17 protein-coding genes are annotated in these 18,192 nt (G+C 73.5%); 7 read left to right on the top strand and 10 right to left on the bottom strand.

All coding sequences use genetic code 11. From position 1 onward, the window contains the following. Positions 1–3: 3 nt before the first annotated feature. On the top strand, positions 4–786 hold the full coding sequence (locus EV383_RS09265; RefSeq protein WP_130289542.1) for a hypothetical protein: 783 nt from the start codon (positions 4–6) through the stop codon (positions 784–786). A gap of 13 nt (positions 787–799) precedes the next feature. Here EV383_RS09265 and EV383_RS09260 read toward each other — a convergent pair whose 3' ends face one another. Both EV383_RS09260 and EV383_RS09255 read right to left on the bottom strand, forming a co-directional pair. Beyond that, a complete protein-coding gene (locus EV383_RS09260) occupies positions 800–1,942 on the bottom strand; it encodes an LLM class flavin-dependent oxidoreductase (protein WP_130289541.1) in 1,143 nt (380 codons plus the stop codon). Between the two features lie 162 nt (positions 1,943–2,104). Then, positions 2,105–3,103 (bottom strand): AraC family transcriptional regulator, encoded by a 999-nt coding sequence (locus tag EV383_RS09255; protein ID WP_165438287.1) that lies wholly within the window; start codon positions 3,101–3,103, stop codon positions 2,105–2,107. A gap of 227 nt (positions 3,104–3,330) precedes the next feature. Between EV383_RS09255 and EV383_RS09250 the strand changes: the two genes are divergently transcribed. From EV383_RS09250 to EV383_RS09240, 3 genes are all read left to right on the top strand, one after another. After that, the gene (locus EV383_RS09250; RefSeq protein WP_130289539.1) at positions 3,331–3,924 is read left to right on the top strand and encodes an NADPH-dependent FMN reductase; all 594 of its coding nucleotides are present in this window, start codon (positions 3,331–3,333) and stop codon (positions 3,922–3,924) included. A gap of 23 nt (positions 3,925–3,947) precedes the next feature. Continuing rightward, entirely contained in the window at positions 3,948–5,420 is a 1,473-nt protein-coding gene (locus EV383_RS09245; RefSeq protein ID WP_130289538.1) for an aldehyde dehydrogenase, read from the top strand. A 372-nt stretch (positions 5,421–5,792) separates the two neighbouring features. Then, a complete protein-coding gene (locus EV383_RS09240; protein ID WP_130289537.1) occupies positions 5,793–6,368 on the top strand; it encodes a hypothetical protein in 576 nt (191 codons plus the stop codon). 64 nt (positions 6,369–6,432) lie between these two features. Here EV383_RS09240 and EV383_RS09235 read toward each other — a convergent pair whose 3' ends face one another. Beyond that, complete coding sequence (locus EV383_RS09235; protein ID WP_165438286.1) at positions 6,433–7,398, bottom strand: alpha/beta hydrolase; 966 nt, start codon at positions 7,396–7,398, stop codon at positions 6,433–6,435. A 98-nt stretch (positions 7,399–7,496) separates the two neighbouring features. Here EV383_RS09235 and EV383_RS09230 point away from each other — a divergent pair, with 98 nt between their 5' ends. Next, the gene (locus EV383_RS09230; protein ID WP_130289535.1) at positions 7,497–9,068 is read left to right on the top strand and encodes an acetolactate synthase large subunit; all 1,572 of its coding nucleotides are present in this window, start codon (positions 7,497–7,499) and stop codon (positions 9,066–9,068) included. A gap of 8 nt (positions 9,069–9,076) precedes the next feature. On the opposite strand, the gene EV383_RS09225 is transcribed toward EV383_RS09230, so the two are convergent. From EV383_RS09225 to EV383_RS09195, 7 genes are all read right to left on the bottom strand, one after another. Beyond that, positions 9,077–12,211 carry an arabinosyltransferase domain-containing protein gene (locus tag EV383_RS09225; RefSeq protein WP_130289534.1) on the bottom strand — a complete coding sequence of 1,045 codons (3,135 nt, stop codon included), beginning with the start codon at positions 12,209–12,211 and terminating at the stop codon, positions 9,077–9,079. A 68-nt stretch (positions 12,212–12,279) separates the two neighbouring features. Beyond that, entirely contained in the window at positions 12,280–12,867 is a 588-nt protein-coding gene (locus EV383_RS09220; protein WP_165438285.1) for a class F sortase, read from the bottom strand. A 1-nt stretch (position 12,868) separates the two neighbouring features. Then, positions 12,869–13,567 carry a CHRD domain-containing protein gene (locus tag EV383_RS09215; RefSeq protein ID WP_130289532.1) on the bottom strand — a complete coding sequence of 233 codons (699 nt, stop codon included), beginning with the start codon at positions 13,565–13,567 and terminating at the stop codon, positions 12,869–12,871. 68 nt (positions 13,568–13,635) lie between these two features. Then, on the bottom strand, positions 13,636–14,544 hold the full coding sequence (locus EV383_RS09210; RefSeq protein WP_130289531.1) for a glycosyltransferase family 2 protein: 909 nt from the start codon (positions 14,542–14,544) through the stop codon (positions 13,636–13,638). Between the two features lie 121 nt (positions 14,545–14,665). Beyond that, the gene (gene tatA, locus EV383_RS09205) at positions 14,666–14,905 is read right to left on the bottom strand and encodes a Sec-independent protein translocase subunit TatA (RefSeq protein ID WP_130289530.1); all 240 of its coding nucleotides are present in this window, start codon (positions 14,903–14,905) and stop codon (positions 14,666–14,668) included. Between the two features lie 131 nt (positions 14,906–15,036). Then, positions 15,037–15,990, bottom strand: a complete 954-nt coding sequence (locus EV383_RS09200; protein ID WP_130289529.1) for a ferritin-like domain-containing protein — start codon at positions 15,988–15,990, stop codon at positions 15,037–15,039. A gap of 396 nt (positions 15,991–16,386) precedes the next feature. Then, positions 16,387–16,851, bottom strand: a complete 465-nt coding sequence (locus EV383_RS09195) for a group I truncated hemoglobin (protein ID WP_242622980.1) — start codon at positions 16,849–16,851, stop codon at positions 16,387–16,389. 62 nt (positions 16,852–16,913) lie between these two features. On the opposite strand from EV383_RS09195, the gene EV383_RS31100 reads away from it, so the two are divergent. Further along, positions 16,914–17,090 carry a hypothetical protein gene (locus tag EV383_RS31100; RefSeq protein WP_165438284.1) on the top strand — a complete coding sequence of 59 codons (177 nt, stop codon included), beginning with the start codon at positions 16,914–16,916 and terminating at the stop codon, positions 17,088–17,090. Between the two features lie 76 nt (positions 17,091–17,166). Further along, on the top strand, positions 17,167–18,111 hold the full coding sequence (locus tag EV383_RS09190; RefSeq protein WP_130289528.1) for an AraC-like ligand-binding domain-containing protein: 945 nt from the start codon (positions 17,167–17,169) through the stop codon (positions 18,109–18,111). Positions 18,112–18,192: the final 81 nt, after the last annotated feature.

Below are 18,192 nucleotides of genomic sequence, written 5' to 3'. Positions count from 1 at the left end.
AGGGTGACGACGGCGACGCACGACGGCGGCCCGACTCTCGACCTGCCCAGTACCGGGCCCGAGCCGCTGGAGTTCGACACGGCGCTCGCCGCGGTGCTCGGCTACGCCCGGGGACGGCGGCCGTTCCGGTTCCGCTCCCCGGACTTCCCGCGCGGGCACTGGGTGCAGCTGCCCGCGTTCGGCTGGTCGCGTTTCGACACCCGGCCGGTGACCTGGTCCGACGACGCCGCGATCCTGATCGGCGAGGGCCTGCACGGCCGGCTCAGCCGCCCCGGATGGACCGAGGTGCACGACGCGCTGGACCGGGTCCGCCCGCTGTTCGACGACGTCGTCGAGCACTCCGCGGGGCGCGCGTTCTGGGAGCTCAGCGACGAGGAGCTGTCGGTGCTGGGCGAGCCGCGCACGGTCGGGGCCGACCTGCGCGAGATCGGGCGCCGCGCCGGGCAGCACCCCGCACACGTGTTCGCGGCGCTGCACCACCGCCGTCCCGACCTCGTGCCGCACCTGACGCGCAGCACGCGGCGGGCGCTGCTCCCGCACACCGAGGAGGGCGACAGCGACGTCGGCGCCGTGATCCTGCGCGAGCTGCGCGCCAACGACACCGCCTTCGGCGTGCTGGAACGCACCGCGGCAGCCCTGCTGGGCGACGCGTCACCGACGCGGCTGCGCCTGCACGACATCCTGCTGTGGCTCACCACGACGCTGCGGATGACGCACGCCGTCGCCCTCGGCCGGGCGACGGAGGAGTGGCGGGTGCACTCCTCCGTCGTGGGCTCCCAGCGGTGAGACGCGGCGGGACTCAGTACCGGAGACCGGCCTCGCGCATCAGCGGCATGACGGCCTCGCCGAAGTAGTCGAGCTCCTCGTTGTAGTCGAGGAAGCCCATGATCATGCCCTCCATGCCGGCGTCGGAGAGCTCCTGGAAACCGTCGACGATCTGCTCGGGCGTCCCGACCAGCGGCATCCCGGCCCAGCCGGCGATGAACCGCTCCTGGAACTTCTCGATCTGCTCGTTGAACGACTGGCTCTCCATGCCGATGATCGACATCAGGTTGCGCGCACCGGGCCAGTCGCCCTTGTCGATGATGTCCTGGTGCACGCGCTTGGCCTCGGCCTCGGTGTCGCGGCAGACGACCAGGCCGTAGGTCATGGTGCTGATCCGGCGCTGGTACTCCTCGCGCGCCTTGGCCTTGATCGCCTTCGTGTAGTCACCCATCTTCTCGATGTCGAGCGAGGCGAAGTTGATGTCGCAGTACTTCGCGGAGAAGTCGGTGCCCGACGGCGAGTTGCCGGCGTTGATCAGCACCGGGCGCGGGTTCTGGAACGGCTTGGGCTCGGACTCGCAGTGCGTCGACTGGAAGTACTTGCCGTCGAAGTCGAACTCGCCCTCGGCGGTCCAGAGCCGCTCCACGAACTCCAGCCACTCGCCCCCGTAGACGTAGCGCTCGTCGTGCTCGAGCTGCTTGGGGTTGAACATCTGCATCTCGGGGGTGAACCAGCCCATGACCAGGTTCAGGCCGTAGCGGCCGGAGGCGATGTGGTCGTTGGTGACGGCCATGTTCGCCGCGACGATCGGGTGCACGGTCGGGATGTGCGTGGTGGTGAAGATGGTGATCTGCTCGGTCGCCTCGGCGAGGCCCGCGGCCCAGGTGAACGTCTCGAAGTTCGTGCCGTTGAAGTTGACGTTGCCGCCGAAGCCCTTCCAGCGTGCGACCGGGACCATCGCCTCCATGCCGAGCCGGTCGGCCTTCTGCGCGATCGACTTGGTGTGGTCCCAGGTGATCTCGTAGGTCGTCTCGGCCTCGGTCATGCACAGACCGCCCGAACAGTTCGAGCCGAACAGACCGAGCTTCATCTTCTGGTCGTTGAAGATCGACGGGCCGGTGCGGGTGTGCTCGAGCGGCAGCGTCTTCTCGCGGCCGTGGGTGACGGTCTGGACCATGGGATTACCTCCATCGGCGGTGACGGGGAGACGGCGCGCCCGCGGCCGGGCCGCCGGACGCCGTGATCGCCACCACGCTAGGAAGGCCGTCCGGCGACGACCATCCGCGACGCGCAGCCGTCTATCCGATCGGCGCACCGCGGCGGTGGTCTCCGGCGTTCGTCACGAGCGCAGCGTCTGCGACGGCAGCACGCCGAACTTGCGGCGGTACTGCTCGGAGAACCGGCTCAGGTGCACGAACCCCCAGGCCCCGGCCCGTTCGGTGACAGAGGTGTCGGCCGGGTTGCCCGCGACCAGGTCGGCGTGCACCCGGGTCAGGCGCACGTCGCGCAGGTACTCGCTCGGGGTCACGCCGAGGTGGCGGGCGAAGCTGATCTGCAGCGACCGGACCGACACCCCGGCGTGCCGGGCCAGCGCGGGCACGGTCAGCGGCTCGTCGGCGTGGGCCTCGATGTACTCGACGACGCGGCGCACCGCCGCGGGGTGCTCGCGCTCGGAGGGGGCGCGCAGGTCGTCGCTGTAGCGGTGCCCGACGCCGTGCAGAAGCGCCGTCATCACGTAGGTCTCGAGCTGCGCGCGGGCCAGCGGCGCCTCGGCGATCCCGCCCGGGCGGTCGATCTCGGTCCGCAGGAACCGCACCGCGGAGTGCAGCGCGGCGCCCGCTCCGGAGGTCATGTCGAAGGACACCGCGAAGTCGAGCGGGTCGGTGACCGGCTGCCCGATCAGCGCACCGAGATGCTCCTCCAGCGGCCCGCGCGGGAACTTCATCGCGTACTGGGTGGCCTCCGGGGTCCACGTGACCGTCGAGTCCTCGTGCGGCAGCAGCACCGCGCCGCTGCGCCCACCGGACGTGCTCGCCTCCTCTCGCCCGCCGCGGCGGGTGACCCGCGTGCGCCCGCTGAGGGTGAGGTTGACGTGGTAGCAGTGCTCCAGCGGCGGCAGCGTCAGCGCCGCGTTCGCGCCGTAGACGAGGTAGCCGAGCGTCAGCCGGGGCGAGGCGACGCAGTTGAGCCGGGCGTCGAGGGGGAGGCCGCCGGAGGAGTCCAGGTCGTGCGGGACGTAGACCTCGGTGACGACGTGCCTCGCCTCGTCGACGTCGTCGGTGTTCATGACCGCGTGCGCGCGCAGCGGCTCGTCCACGGGCTCCGTCGCCACACTCACCGAAACCTCCTCGGCCGGTTCCTCGCCAAGTGCGTGATCAGCGTGGCATGCGACGACCCACCGGTGCATCCGCTGCGACGGCCACCCCGCTCCCGGCGCCGGGCGGTGACCGGGGGGCGGCCGTGCGCAAACGGGCTGATCGGTTTCGCCTCGCGGATGTGGACCACCCGGGGTCGGGCCTAACCTCGCGGGTGGAACCACCTCACCACCGGAAGGACCCGTCACCGATGACGAGCGCACCGGCCGACGCCGGACCGCGGATCCTGGCCCTCGTCGGCTCCCCGACACCCGGGGGGAAGACGCTGACCGCCGCGCACGCCGTGCTGGCCGGGGCCCGCGACGCGGGTGCCCGGACCACGCTGCTCGACCTCGCCGGGGGCCCCTCGCCGGAGGCCGTGCAGGTCGCGCTGACCGACGCCGACGGCATCGTGTTCGCCTCCCCCACCCACCGCGCCCGCTGCAGCACGCTGATCAAGAGCGTGCTGGAGGGCACCCAGCGCGGGGCCGCCGGGGAGACGAGCTCGCCGCTGCTGGGCAAGGCGACCGCCGTCGTGCAGGTCGGCGCGAGCCTGCACCACTTCCTGGCCGTCGAGGACGTGCGCTCGATCCTGGCCGGGTTCTTCGCCGCGCAGGTGCTCTCCCCCGGGCTCTACCTGCACAGCGACGACTACACCGACGACCCGGCCGGCCCCGTGCCGACCGGCCCCGTGCTCACCACCGAGGCCGCCGCCGTGGCCGCCGCGTACGGCCGGGCACTGACCGAGTTCACCGCCGCGTTACGCGCCGCACCGGGCGTCCGCGCGCTCCGTCCCCAGATCTGACCCGACGAGTAGGAGACCCACCCATGGCCGATCTCGAGCAGTTCCGGATGCTGATCGGCGGCAAGGCCGTCGATGCGATCTCCGGGAAGACCTTCGAGTCCCAGAACCCCTACACCGCGCAGAACTGGGCGACGATCCCCGACGGCGGCCCCGAGGACGTCGACGCCGCCGTCGCCGCGGCCCGCTCCGCCCTGGACGGCGAGTGGGGGCAGATGACCGGCTTCGCCCGCGCCGCCTGCCTGCGCCGCCTCGGCGACCTGGTCACCGAGAACGCCGAGAAGCTGGCCCGCCAGGAGGTCAACGACTCCGGCAAGCTCTACCGCGAGATGATCGGCCAGCTCAACGGCCTCGGCGGCTGGTACCACTACTACGCCGGGCTGGCCGACAAGATCGAGGGACGCCAGATCCCGTCGCCCAACCCGAACTACCTCGTCTACACCCGCCGCGAGCCGGTCGGCGTCGTCGCCGCGATCACCCCGTGGAACTCGCCGCTGCTGCTGATGACGTGGAAGCTCGCCCCGGCCCTGGCCGCCGGCTGCACCATCGTGATCAAGCCCAGCGAGCACTCCCCCGGCTCGACGCTCGGCTTCGGCGAGCTGATCGAGAAGGCGGGCATCCCGGCCGGCGTGGTCAACATCGTGACCGGTCTGTCCCGCGAGACCGGGGAGCACCTGGCGAGCCACCCGGACATCGACAAGGTCGCGTTCACCGGCTCCACCGCGACCGGGCGCTCCGTCGCACACGCCGCCGCCGAGCGGCTCAACCCGGTCACCCTGGAACTGGGCGGCAAGTCCCCGCAGGTCGTCTTCCCCGACGCCGACCTGCAGGCAGCCGCGAACGGCCTGATCGCCGGCGTGTTCGCCGCGACCGGCCAGACCTGCATGGCCGGGTCGCGCCTGATCGTGCACGCCGACGTGCACGACGAGCTGGTCCGCCTCGTCGCCGAGCGCGCCGCGACGATCAAGCTCGGCGACCCGAACGCCGAGGACACCGAGATGGGCCCGGTCGCGAACAAGCCGCAGTACGAGAAGGTGCTGGGCTACCTGGAGACGGCGAAGTCCGAGGGCGCCACCGTCGCCTACGGTGGCGCGGCCGAGGACGCCCTGGGCGGCTACTTCGTCAAGCCCACCGTGCTCTCGGTGAAGCCGAGCGACACCGTCTTCCGCGAGGAGGTGTTCGGCCCGGTGCTCTCCGCCGTCACGTTCACCGACGAGGACGAGGCCGTGAAGCTGGCCAACGACACCCCCTACGGCCTGGCCGGCGCCGTCTGGACCAAGGACGTGCACCGGGCCCACCGGATGGCCGCGAAGATCAAGGCCGGCACGGTGTGGATCAACGCCTACCGCGTGGTCGCGCCGAGCGTTCCCTTCGGTGGGTTCAAGCAGTCCGGCCTCGGGCGGGAGAACGGCTCCGGGTCCCTCGACGCCTACCTCGAGGACAAGTCCGTGTGGGTCGAGCTGACCGGCGGCACCCGGGACCCCTTCACCCTGGGCTGACGCCGGTCCGGATTCACCCTTGACCGCAGAGCACAGGCAAGGCTAACTTTAGCGAGTCGCTTCGTGGTGGGAGCGGCGCGTCAGTTCGGGCAGACGGTGGGCCGGTCGCATGCGACCGGCCCACCGTCGCGTCGGGACCCGGAGATCCGCTCACGAGACGAGCTCGTCCGTTCACCGTCGTGCCGGGACTCCCGTGCTGCGGGGACGGCCGGGATCTCGCTCCGTCCCGTGTTCGGCCGATCGGCCATATCGGTACAACCGGGCGGAGGTGGCCCGAATGCGCCGACGAGGGACTTCAGCGGGTGACGACCGAGGCGTAGCGTCTCGGTGACGTTGTGGCACAGTGCGGCGACGCTCCGTAGGAGGTCGGTCGTGGGACTGCGCGAGGTCACCGGCTACATCGCCCACGCCCTGCTCGCCGGCTACTGGATCTGGGTCGTCTCCTCCACCGCCGCGCAGCTGCGTTCCACCTCCCGGAGCCCCCGCCTGCGCCTGCAGGTCGCCCTGGTCAAGACGGCCGGGATCGCCGTCACCGCCGTCGTCGTGGGCGTCATCCACTTCTGGGCCACGCACTGGTGGCACGTCGTCGTCACGCTCGTGGTGGCCGCGCCGGTCGGGGTCGGTCTGCGGCACGTCTACAAGCGCCTCGTCGTCGCCCCGCGTCACCGTCGCGCCCTGGTCCAGCGCGCCCAGGTCTACGACCTGATCCACCACGGCGACCGCAACGTCCGGATCAGCGGCCCGATCCCCTTCACGCCCCCGCGCGGCCTGCGCCAGCCCCACGCCGAACCGCGCCACCGCACCATCCCGCTTCCGCGCCCGAGCGCGGACCGGCCGTCGGCGAACGTCGAGCGCTGGTGGACCTCGAAGCACGAGCCGGCCGCGCAGCCCCCGCCGACCGAGGAGCGGCCCGGACCGGCCTCGGAGGGCTCCACCGCGCCCTGGTGAGGCCCGGCCGGTGAAGCCCGGCCCCGGTGACGCCCGGCCCCGGTGACGGCTCCGGTGGGTCGCGTCAGCGCAGCGCACCGACGAACGACGCCGTCGCCTCGACGATCTGCCGTTGCGCGTCCGCGCGGCCCGTCGTCGGCGTCCCGTCCCCGGCCTGCGTCCCGTAGTCGCCGAAGAACGCGTGCACCGCGCCCGCGACCACGACGAACCGCGTCCCGGCCGGGAGCTGCGCGCGCGACGCCGCGACACCGTCGGGCGCGATGACCGTGTCCCGATCCCCGGAGACCGACAGCGCGGAGACCGGTGCGCCCGAGACGTCATCGGCCGGGTACGACGCCCACAGGAACAGCCCCCGGACGCCCGCGATCCCCTGCGCCGCCGCCGACGACGCCGGGAGCCCGCCGAGCGAGTGCCCGCCGATCGCCCACCGCGTCACCTCCGGATGGGCCGCCACCGCGTCGCCGGCCGCGCCCGGAGCGAGCAGCGCCACGTCCAGGGGTGGCTTGACCACGACGACCAGATCGCCCCGCTCGGCCAGCGGACGCAGCAGCGCCAGGTAGGCGCGCGGGTCGACCAGCGCCCCGGGGTGGAACACGACACCGGTGCCGGTGGCCGCGGCGCGCGGGCGAAGCTCCCAGCTGCTCGCGGAGTCGACGACCTCGACCGCCGGCGACGACTCGGCCGCGGCGACCGCGACCGGCTCGGCCGCATACGGCCGCAGCCACACCACCACGGACAGCACCACGACCAGGCCCAGCCCGGCCGCCACCCGGCCGGCGGCGCGCACCCGTCCGCCGCGGATCGGGCGGGCGGCCCGGACCAGCAGGAACACCCCGACGAGCGCGACGAGAACGAGCAGGACCGGGTAGGCCGGGTGCCCCGCGAGCAGCGCCGACCACCGGGTGAGCAGCACCCACAGCACGACCGCGGCCGCGGCGGCCCCCAGCAGCACCCGCACGGTCACCGACGTGCGGTTGCGCGGCCGGCGGGACGGGGCGGACACCGGCGGGGCGGGTCGCGGCGGGGTCACGCCCCGCAGTATCGCCGTCCCCACCGCGCGGACGGTGATCGCCGCGCGTACGAATGACGGGTACACCCGCAGCCGGCGGAACAGAGGGGACCAGCACGATGTCCGAGGACACACCGCTCAACGGGGCACGGTCCCTTATCCACAGCCTCGTCGACGCCGGCGTGGACGTGTGCTTCACGAACCCCGGCACGTCGGAGATGCACTTCGTGCAGGCCCTGGACGCGGTCCCGGCGATGCGCGGGGTGCTGGCGATGTTCGAGGGCGTCGCGACGGGTGCCGCGGACGGCTGGGCCCGGGTCACCGGACGCCCGGCGGCGGTGCTGCTGCACCTGGGCCCCGGTCTCGGCAACGGCCTGGCGAACCTGCACAACGCCCGTCGCGCCCATTCCCCCGTGCTGTGCATCGTCGGCGCACACGCGACCGGGCACGTCCCCTACGACGCCCCGCTGCAGTCCGACATCGAGGGTCCCGCCCGGATGGCGTCGGGCTGGGTGCACACCAGCGGCACCTCCCGCGCCGTGGCCTCGGACGCCATGCGCGCCCTGGAGGCGACCGGACGCGACGGCGGCCAGGTCGCGACGCTCGTGCTGCCCGCGGACGTGTCCTGGTCCGACGGTGGTCGCCGGGCCCCGCGCCGTCCGGCCGTCGAGCCCCTCCCGATCGACAGGACCGTCGTCGACGAGGTCACGGGCGCGGTCGGCGACGGGTCGTCGACGATGCTGCTGCTCGGCGGCGCGGCGCTGACCGAGCGCGGTCTGCGGGCGGCGAGCCGGATCGCCGCCGCGACCGGTGCGCGGCTGCTGGCCGACCGGTTCGTGGCGCGGATGGAGCAGGGCGCGGGTGTACCGACGGTGCAGCGCCTGGCCTACCCCACCGAGAAGGTCCGCCCGCAGCTCGAGGGCGTGCGGCGTCTCGTCCTGGCCGGTGCCCCGTCGCCGGTGGCGTTCTTCGCCTACCCCGACCTGGAGAGCGACCACGTCCCGTCCGGCTGCGAGGTGATCGAGCTCGCCGACCGGTCCCAGGACGTGGAGACCGCGCTGGAGGAGATCGCCGGCCGCACCGCCGCCGGGACGGAGCCGGAGCTGCCCGACCTCGACGCGCCGGAGCCCGAGCCGGGCCCGCTGAGCGTGCGCAACCTGGGCACCGCGATCGCGGCGACGCTGCCGGAGAACGCCGTCGTCGTCGACGAGGGCCTCACCTCCAGCGCGGGCCTGCCGCCCGCGCTGGCGCACGCGCCCCGGCACACGCTGCTCACCCTGACCGGCGGCGCGATCGGGCAGGGCCTGCCGGTGGCGACCGGGGCCGCGGTCGGCGCCCCGGACCGTCCGGTGCTCTCGTTCCAGGCCGACGGCAGCGCGCTCTACACGATCCAGGCACTGTGGACGCAGGCCCGCGAGCGTCTGGACGTCACGACGGTGATCGTCAACAACTCCGCCTACGCGATCCTGCGCGGCGAGCTCGCCCGCACCGGCGCCGGGGAGGCGTCCGAGCGCGCGTCGCGGATGCTCGACCTGTCCGACCCGACGACGGACTTCGTCTCGATCGGCCAGGGTTTCGGCGTGCCGTCGCGGAAGGTGACGACGACCGAGGAGCTCGTCGCCGCGCTGCGCGAGGCCTACGCCGAGCCGGGCCCGCACCTGATCGAGGCGATCGTCCCGCCGGTGGCCTGACACGCGGGTCAGCGGGTCTCCGGCGACGGGTTCGGCGGCGTCGCCCCGGCCGGCGGCTGCGCCGTCGCGCCCCACAGGGTCCGGCGGCCGGTGACGACGTCGGGCGCCGCGGCGCCCGGCGTGTACGGCTCGACGAGACGGACCTGGCCCGGGTCGAAGCCCCAGGCACCGGGCAGGTACACCGGCAGGACCCGCTGCGCGGCGACGACGCTCATCCAGGCCAGCGGCCCACCGGTCGCGGGCTGCCCCCAGTCGTCGCCGACGTCGCGCATCTCGGTGTCGGCCAGGATCCGGTAGGCCGGGACCTCGGCGATCCCGTCGGTCACGTCGAAGCGACGCAGGCAGGGGCTGGTGAACGCGGTCGGCCAGTCCAGGTGCCCGGGCCGGTCGCCGGCCAGCGTGGTGAGCGGGGTGAGCCGCGGGACCCGCGGCGGGGTCACCGCGATCCAGGACTCGCGCGCGGTACCGCCGTCGACGGCGAGCACCCGGACACTGTCCGCGGCCGCCGCCGGGGTGCCGGTGAGGTGGAGCCGGACGTCGCGCCACCCGCGCCCGCCCGCCCCGCCGCCGGACGGGTCCGCGGTCGTGCTGACGGTGCCGGCCCCGCCGGGTGGTGAGATCTCGGCGACGACACGGCGCGCGGGGCCGTCACCGGTGGCGAACTGCAGCGTGACCTCGTTGCCGCCGCCGACCGTCCCGGCGATGCCGAGCACCAGCGGCGCCGAGCCGTCGCGGGCCGCGTCCGGCAGCCGGTACCAGCCCGACCGGTACTCACCCGTGCCGTCCGGTGCCGAGTAGCTGCCGAGGACGGGCCCGGCCTGCGGCCCGGCGCCGCGGATGTCGGCGACCCGGTCGCCCTGACCGTCGGCGTCCCGCAGGGAACCCGGCCCGGTCGGCGGCAGGCCGTCCACGGCGAACCCGGTCGAGCGGGGCGCGTCGTCCGGGCCAGAGGCTGGCACCGCGGGCAGCACCCCGGACGCCGGGTCGGTCTCCACCAGCAGCCGCCCGGCCAGGCCGCAGCGGGAGCCGGTCGGGTCGGTCACGACGTCCGCGCCGAGCGAATAGCTCCCGGCCTGCTTCTGCATCCCCTTGGCCATCGACGCGATCTGGAACAGCACCATCAGCGCGCACACCACCGCGATCGGCGCCGAGGCCAGGCGCATCGCGCGGCCCCGCGACGGGCGCGGGACGTCCGTGCGGAGGTACTCGGCCAGGGCGACGGCCAGTGACACCGTGGCCAGCACCAGCAGCAGCGACGTCGCCGAGACCCCGTCGATCGACGGCGGCTTGTCGAACCACGGGACGCCCCAGTTCGAGACGTACCACCAGGTGTTCGGCCCGGTGAACGCCAGCGCGGTCACCGCCAGCACGGCGGAGAGGAACAGCGCCTGGTTGCGGCGCGAGCGCAGCGCCCCGGTCGTCGTGGCCACCGCGGCGAGCGCGGCCATCCCGGCCCCGAGTGCCGCGAACGCGCCGAAGTGGTGCGTCCACTTCGTCGGGGTCAGCGCGAGCACCGCGAACGAGAGCACGGTGCTGGCGACCAGCCGCCGGGAGAACCCGAGCGCAGCGCCCGGGATCCGGCCGCGGCGCAGCAGCACCGACGCCGCGACGGCCGTGCAGAGCCCGAGCAGCAGCACCGGGAACCGGCGCATCAACGACCCGTTGCGGCTCTGCTCGAACAGCTCCTGGTAGCGCCGGATCTCCTCGTACCAGGCCAGGCTCGGACCGATGTCGGTCCGCACCCGGGTGGCCTCGACGACCGTGGCCCACGTCTGGTCGCCGAACACCGCGAGCAGCACGATCAGCCCGGCCGCCGCGAGCGGGGCCAGCGTCGTCGTCCACCCGGACCGGCGTCCGCGGTCGCGCAGCAGGCGCACCAACGGGCGTGCCGCGGCGAGGAACGGGGCGAGCGCGATCAGCCCGGTCGGGGTCGCGGCGACCGCGAACGCCGCCGCGGCCAGCGCGACCGCCACCGGGAACAGGCGGCGGGTGGCCAGCGCCCGCTCCAGCATCACGAACGACAGCAGCGCCGCGATCACCACGACGCTCTCCGGGCGCAGGCCGTTGTCGAACGGCAGCCAGAAGCACAGGAACACCCCGGCCGCGGCCCGCCCGGCACTGCGGCTGCGACGCACCCGGGCCCCCAGCCTCGGCAGCAGTGCCCGGCTGACGAGCAACCAGGACGCGACGCCCATCGCCAGGGCGGGCAACCGCAGCCACAGCACCGCCTCGGAGATCCCGCTCCACAGCGAGTACAGCTGGTAGAACCAGCCGAACGGCGCCTCCGGCACGTTGAGCCACCGGTAGTAGTTGCCGATGTAGCCGGCCGAGGCGTCCGCCCGGGAGATCGCCAGGATGTAGCCGTCGTCGGAGGTCATGCTGCCGATCACGGCCCACACCGCGAGCACGGCGACGACCAGGGCGTCGCGCAAAGGGTCACCTCCGCGCAGGCGACGCGACAGTCGCCTGCCGTCGTGCGGCACCCGGCGGCCGTCACGGTCGTCGATCCGGCGCAGCACGACGAGTGACCCGGCCAGCGCGAGGACCGCGAGCGCCCCGGCGACGATCTTCAGCGCGGTCGACGAGCTGTCGTAGCGGTTGTCCACCTCGATCCGGACGGCGGTGGGCCCGACCGGGTCGCGGGCGGCGTCGAGGTCGGAGTGCATGCCGACGACCTGGGGCCGCTGGTCCCCGGCGAGGGAGAACAGCGGCCGGTCCCCCAGCGACGCCGTCGTGGCGGTGGGGTCCGAGGCGATCGTCAGCGTGCAGTCCCCCGCGGGGAGCCCGGCCGTGGCGAGCCGCCGTCCGCGGTCGTCGACGGTGACCACACCGCCGGCGACCCGGACCCGCATCCCGACCGCACCGCCGTCCGGAGCGGTGACCGGGACGGTGGAGAACAGCGTGGCGTCGCCGGGGGTGCGGGCGTCGAGGCTGCGGATCCCGGCGCAGCCGAACGTCGCCTGCAGCGCCGCGGGACGCAGCGCGACCAACGGGACGTCGACGGGGGCGGTGCCGGTGGCCGTGCTCGGCCAGCGCACCTCGGCGGTGTCCTGGGTGACCGGCAGGAACGGGACGGCCAGCGCCAGCAGCGCCGAGACGACCCCGAGCACGGCGGCGAGCCACCGGTCCGCGGCCCGGGTCACCGCTCGACCGCCATGTCCAGCGTTCGCACGCCGGGCCCGATCGGGTCAGCTCCGGCGAGGATTCGCGCTCAGATCCTGGTGGCGTGCACCACGAGGTTGTCGGTGTAGCTGCGCGCACCCCGGTCGAACTCCCCGGCGCAGGTGACCAGGCGGAGCACGTCCTGCGGCGACGCGCCGAACACGGCGAACGTCGGGAAGCGGTCCTTCGGGACCTGCTCGGAGCGCCCGACGGCGTAGCGCGCGGTGGTGCCGTCGGAGAGCCCGACCTCGATCGCGTCCCCGGCCCGCAGGTCGCGCAGCCGGTAGAACACCGCGGGTCCGCTGCGCGAGTCGACGTGCCCGAGCAGCACCGTCGCGCGCGACCGGTCGAGCGTCGCGCCGTTGTCGAACCGGCCCACCCGGGCGTAGTCCTCCGGGACCTCGGCCGTCCCGTCGTCGGCGACGCCGAGGCGCAGCAGTTCCGGCTCCTCGACCCCGATCGCGTCGATCCGCAGCGACACCGCCACCGGGCGGTCCCCCGGTCCGGCCGCCCCGGGCCCGGCGGGGACGGGGGCGGCCGGCGCGACGGCCGCGGCGCACCCGGTCACCATCAGCAGGGCGAGAACGAGCGCGAGGGCGCCCGGGACTCCCCGTCCCGGACGCCCTCGGCGGAGCACGTCAGGAACCGGCACGGTTCCGGCGCACCGCCACGGCACCGACGCCCGCGGCCGCGAGCAGGCCCGCCGCCCCCAGCGCGACGGCCGCGGTGGTGTCGCCACCGGTGGCACCGGCGCCGGTCTCGACGCCGCCCATCGGCACCTCGGTCAGCTGGCCGCGCACGGCACCGGCGGTGTACTCGGCGGTGTGGGTGTCACCGAAGAACGCCGACGGGTCGGCCTCGATCTCCTTCAGCGAGAAACCGGTCCCGGTGTCCTGCCCGTCGGCCATGACGCCGGTGGTGAAGGGGCCCTGCAGGCAGCCGGAGCTGGTGCGGACGTCACCGTCACCGGTCGGGTTCGGGAACGCGATCCGCGGCGGGCCGGCCTGGCCCGGCTGCGCCTCGTGGATGTGCGTCGCGGTCTTCGCCGGGCTCTTGTAATCGCCCTGGATGCCGTTCAGCGTCAGGTCGTAGCAGATGATCTCCTGGTCGCTGTTGAGCCGGTAGTTGAACGTCCCGGTCGCGCCGGGCTGGCCGGGAACGGCCTGGTCGTCGTTGTTGATGATCGTGTCCGGCGTGGCCATGGCGGTGTACATGCTGGTGAACGAGGCGGGCTCGTCGACCTCGGTGTCCTGGGCCAGCGCGGTGCCCACGGACACCGCCGTGAAGGCGAAGGTCGCGGCGGTCAGGAGGGCGAGGCGAGGGGCGGTACGGCGCACGAGGCGTCCTTCCGTAGGGGGCGATTTGTCCCGATCACCCGTCTCTACGGACGCCCCCGGCGCGACGTTCAGCGAGAGCGAAGAAACTTCGCGCGACGGCGTTCGGCCGCCAGCGTGCGCAGCACGCGGGTCCCGTCGGCGAACGTGCGCAGGTTGGTCACGCCGTGCATCCGCGCCCGCTCGACCGAAGCCACCTCGGTCACCCGCAGGCCGGCCGCGGCGACTCGACAGTTCAGGATCGTCTCGATCTCGAACCCGTCGCCCCAGGCGATCGGCCCGCCGGTGTCGGCCGTCGCGGTCGGCGGCAGGTCGAGCGTCGCGACGACGTCGGTCCAGAACGCGTTGTAGCCGTAGCAGAGGTCGGAGAACGCGGTCCCGAACAGCCCGTTCGCGACGGCGTTGAGACCGGCGTTGCCGTACCGGCGCAGGGCGGTGATGTCGTCGCTGCCGCCACCGGGGGCGAACCGGCTGCCCTTGGCGACGTCGGCGCCGGCGACCAGGGCGGCGACGAAGGCCGGGATCTCCCCCGCGTCGGCGGAGCCGTCCGCGTCGAACATGACGATCACGTCACCGGTGACGGCGGCGAAACCGCAGGCCAGCGCGTTGCCCTTGCCGCGGCGGGTCTGGGTGACGAGCGTGGCATCCGGCATCACCCGCGCCGCGGTGTCGAGCGTGCCGTCCACCGAGTGGCCGTCGACGACCACGACCTCGGTCACCACGGGCTGCGCGGCGAGGGCCGGGAGCACGACCTCGAGGTTGCGGGCCTCGTTGCGGGCCGGCACCACGACCGACACGCGCGGGGTCGCGCTGCGCCGGGGATCCGGCCGGTCCGGCGAGGACCGCGACGACGGCTCCAGGGCCGGGGGCGACGACTGCGGCGACGACGGGCGTCGCGGCGACGGGACCTCGTGTCCGTGGACGTCGCGACGGGCGAGTCGCTTCGCCGCTCGGTCGGGCAGTTGGTCGCGCGCTGTCATAGCACCTCCGTGTCACCGGACCCGTCGGTCCTCTCCACGGAGGGTGATACGTGCGCCGCAGGGGGAAACGTTCACCCGGCGTGACGAGAGACTCGTGCGGCCGGCCCCGGCCGGCCGTGCGTCAGCGGGTCGTGGACGACGGCGCGGGCTCGACGACGACGGGGGTTCCCGGCTCGACCGCCTTCGGCGCCGCGGCCTGCTCGGCGGCGGCCTCGTCGTCCTTGAGGCCCTTCATCTCGCCCTTGAACACGCGGGCGGACTGCCCGACGGACCGGGCCATCTCCGGCAGCTTCTTCGCGCCGAACAGCAGCAGGAGCACGGCGAGGACGATCAGCCAGTGCGTCGGGCTCATGGCACCCATGGGTGTTCCACCTTCCGGTCCGCGGTCCCCGGTGGCTCCGGCCGCGGTCGTCGTGTCGGGGTCGAGCAGCGGAGGCGGGCGGCTCCGTCACCGCAGTGGTTCCGGAGCCGCCCGCCGCCGAGGGGAGGGACTCAGCCGTTGGCGTCGGAGGTGTTGACCTCGCCGTTGACGCCCGCCGGGAAGAAGCCGCCCTTCTTGACCTGCGCCGGGTTCAGGTACGCGATGTTCAGCACCTGGCCGGGGGTACGCGAGAACGCGATCGAGTTCTCGTCGGCCGGCACGATGTTCGCGTCGCCGAACTCGTCGGTGATGCCCTGGTCCAGGTCGGACGGGCCGTCGAGGGAGTCACGCGCGTCCGAGATCTTGTTGACGGTCTCGGCGGCGCCACCGATCAGCAGCAGCGTGCGGACCAGGCCCGCGTGGTAGGCCTCGACGGCCAGGATGCCGGCCGCGGCCTCCAGGAACGTCTTGTTCGCGATCAGCGGCGACGCGCCCTTGTAGGCGGTGACCCCGACGTCCTCGAAGATGAAGGCGCCCAGCAGGAAGCTGGTCTCGTCGGCGAACGGGTCGAACTTCTCGCCCTGCTTGATCACGCCGGCCGCGGTGGCGGCGGCGGTGAAGGCGTCCTGCAGGTCGATGGCCGGGCGGGCGACCTTCGCGTCACCCAGGGCCTTGCGCAGGAAGTCGACGTGGGCGTTCTCGTCCGCGGCGATCTCGGCGGCGTACTGCTTGCCCAGCTCGGTCTCGAACTTGACCTTGTAGCCGCCGGTGACCTCACCGAGGGTGCCGGCGCCGTCGATCTGGTTGTCCTTGAGGCCTTCGCCGGTCAGCGCGCGGAGGTAGAACTCGGCCTCGAGGTACTCCAGGTTCAGCGCGAAGTTCAGCACTGCGGCGTCCGACGGCCCGCCGGCGGCCTCCTCGTCGGTCGCGAACGCGGTGCCCGCGGTCGCGCCCAGGACGCCCAGGCCGGCCACACCGACGCCGGTCATGCCCGCGGCGCGCAGGAAGCGGCGGCGGTCGAGCTGGTTCTCCGCACTCCGGTCGATGGCGTTCTTGATGAACTTCTGGTTGAAGCCTTCGAACACTGGCGTCTCTCCGCTCGGTATCTCTCCGGATGGCCCGACCCCGTGCCCCCGAGCTCCCGGGCGGAGACGGCGGACGTCGGACACTGGCCGACGCCCCCCGATGGCGCGTCGCCTGCAGGTCTCAACGACACGCCCGCTCCGGGAGGTACGACCGGATCGAGTGAAAACCGGACATCGGGGTTTATCGATGGCGATGTCACCGAACAACGTCGCGACCGCTCTCGAACCGTCCGATACCGCGATCCGAATACCTGTTGATCGATAGCGAAGAATTGCACCGAGCGTTTTCCGTCGTATCGACGGGCGTATGCCGGCCGAACCGGATCCGGCCGGGGCGCGAATGACAGGCGTGCTGCGCGTGACGCCCCTCGACCCCGGCCGGACGGACCGGTGACCTCAGGCGGCGGCCTTCGTCACGACCTGGGGGCGGTAGCTCTCGATGATGTCCACGAACTCGGAGTGCTCCTGTGCGGGCACGCCCAGGAAGTTCAGCGTCGAGGCGATCTCCAGCTTGACCGCGTCGAACTGCTCCGGGGTGATCTCCATCGTCTCGTGGGCCTTGCTCATGTCCAGGCCCGGGTAGCACTTCGGCCCACCCGCCGCCTCGACCGACCAGGCCGTGACCAGGAACTTGTAGCCGGCCGCGTTCGCCGGGTCGCCGTGGTGCGCGTGCACCGCGGGGTTCGCGTTGACCGAGACGTTCGCGAACAGGCGGTCCACGAGGACGTCCACGGCACCTGCGATGGCGTAGATGCCACCCAGCCGGTCGTACAGGGTCTCGTCAGCCATCAGGATCGAGCTCCACTTCGTCGTGGTGGGAACGGTGGCGTTCGGGTCGCCGACCACGGGTGTGGTCCACACCACCTTCCCGATCAGGAGTGCGCAAGTCAATTGCGCACAACCAAGATGATCGGAACGGCCCGGTGACCGACGACCGCGACGACGAACTGGGACTCGACGAGCACCGCGAGCTGGTCGAGGCGCTCCCGGCCCGCCTGCTCCCCCTCATCGCGGCCGGGGTGATGACCTCCGACGAGGCCCGGGCCCATCTCCGGCAGGCCCGTCAGGCCCTCGACGCCCGCCAGCGCCGCCGCCGGTAGCCGAACGGCCGGTCACACGGCCCCCGGATGCCGATACCGTCGATCAGCGCGCGGACGTCGCCCGGGGAGGTCGCCGATGGCGGTATGGGACGTGGCCTCGCGGCCCGAGCCGGACCAGTTCGGCTACTGGCACGAGGTCATCTGCCGGGCCTTCGTGCCGCTCACCCCGCGCCGCACCACACCCGGCGCCGGTTTCGCCGCACGGGTCGAGACCCGGACCCTGCACGACGTCGAGCGGGCGCTGATCGCCTCGCAGCCGCAGGAGACCGCCCACGGCCCGCGGGAGGTGGCCCGCACCGACGGTGCCTTCTACTTCGTCAACCTGCAGGTGGAGGGCCATTGCCGCACCCGCCAGGGCGGAACCGAGTCGGTCGTCGGACCGGGCCGGTTCACGATCGTCGACACGACGGAGCCGTACTGGTTCGACTTCGACGGGCCCTGGCGGATGGTGTCCTACCGGCTCCCGCACGCGTTGCTCGACGCCCGGCTCGGCGGGGCCCGGCCGCAGGTGGGCCGGTGCTTCGAGGCCACCGGCGCGGGCGCCGTCGTCGCGTCCATGCTGTCGACCCTCTGGGAGGTCGACGGCTCCACCGGCCCGGCCGCGACCGCCGAGCTGGAGCAGGCGCTGGCGTCCGCGGTGACGGCCACGACGGCGGGCCGGGCCGTCGAGGACCCCCGCGAGACGCTGCGTGCCGAGATCCTGCGCGACGTACGGCGCCGTCTCGGCGACCCGTCACTGACCGTGGCCGGCGTCTGCCGCCGCTTCGGCATCTCCGCCCGGACCCTGCACGCGACGTTCGCCGGAGCCGAGCGGCCCTTCGCGGCCACGGTCCGCCGGATGCGGCTGGAGTGCTGCGCGGTGCTGCTCGCCGACCCCGTCACCCCCGGCACCGTCACCGCGATCGCGGCGTCGCTGGGGTTCGACGATCCGGCGTCGTTCAGCCGTGCGTTCCGGCGTGAGTTCGGGTGCACCCCGAGCGAGGTCCGCGACGGGGCGTCGCCGCGCGGAATGCACAGCTGAGCAGCACGCAGGGACAAGACGGCGCCCGCCGGAGGCGGAATCCTCGCCACCACCGATCCGGCCACCACGCCCGGACCCGGA

It is taken from the genome of Pseudonocardia sediminis (assembly GCF_004217185.1).
GTDB classification, from domain to species: domain Bacteria; phylum Actinomycetota; class Actinomycetes; order Mycobacteriales; family Pseudonocardiaceae; genus Pseudonocardia; species Pseudonocardia sediminis.
This window is presented reverse-complemented; position numbering and strand designations above follow the sequence as displayed.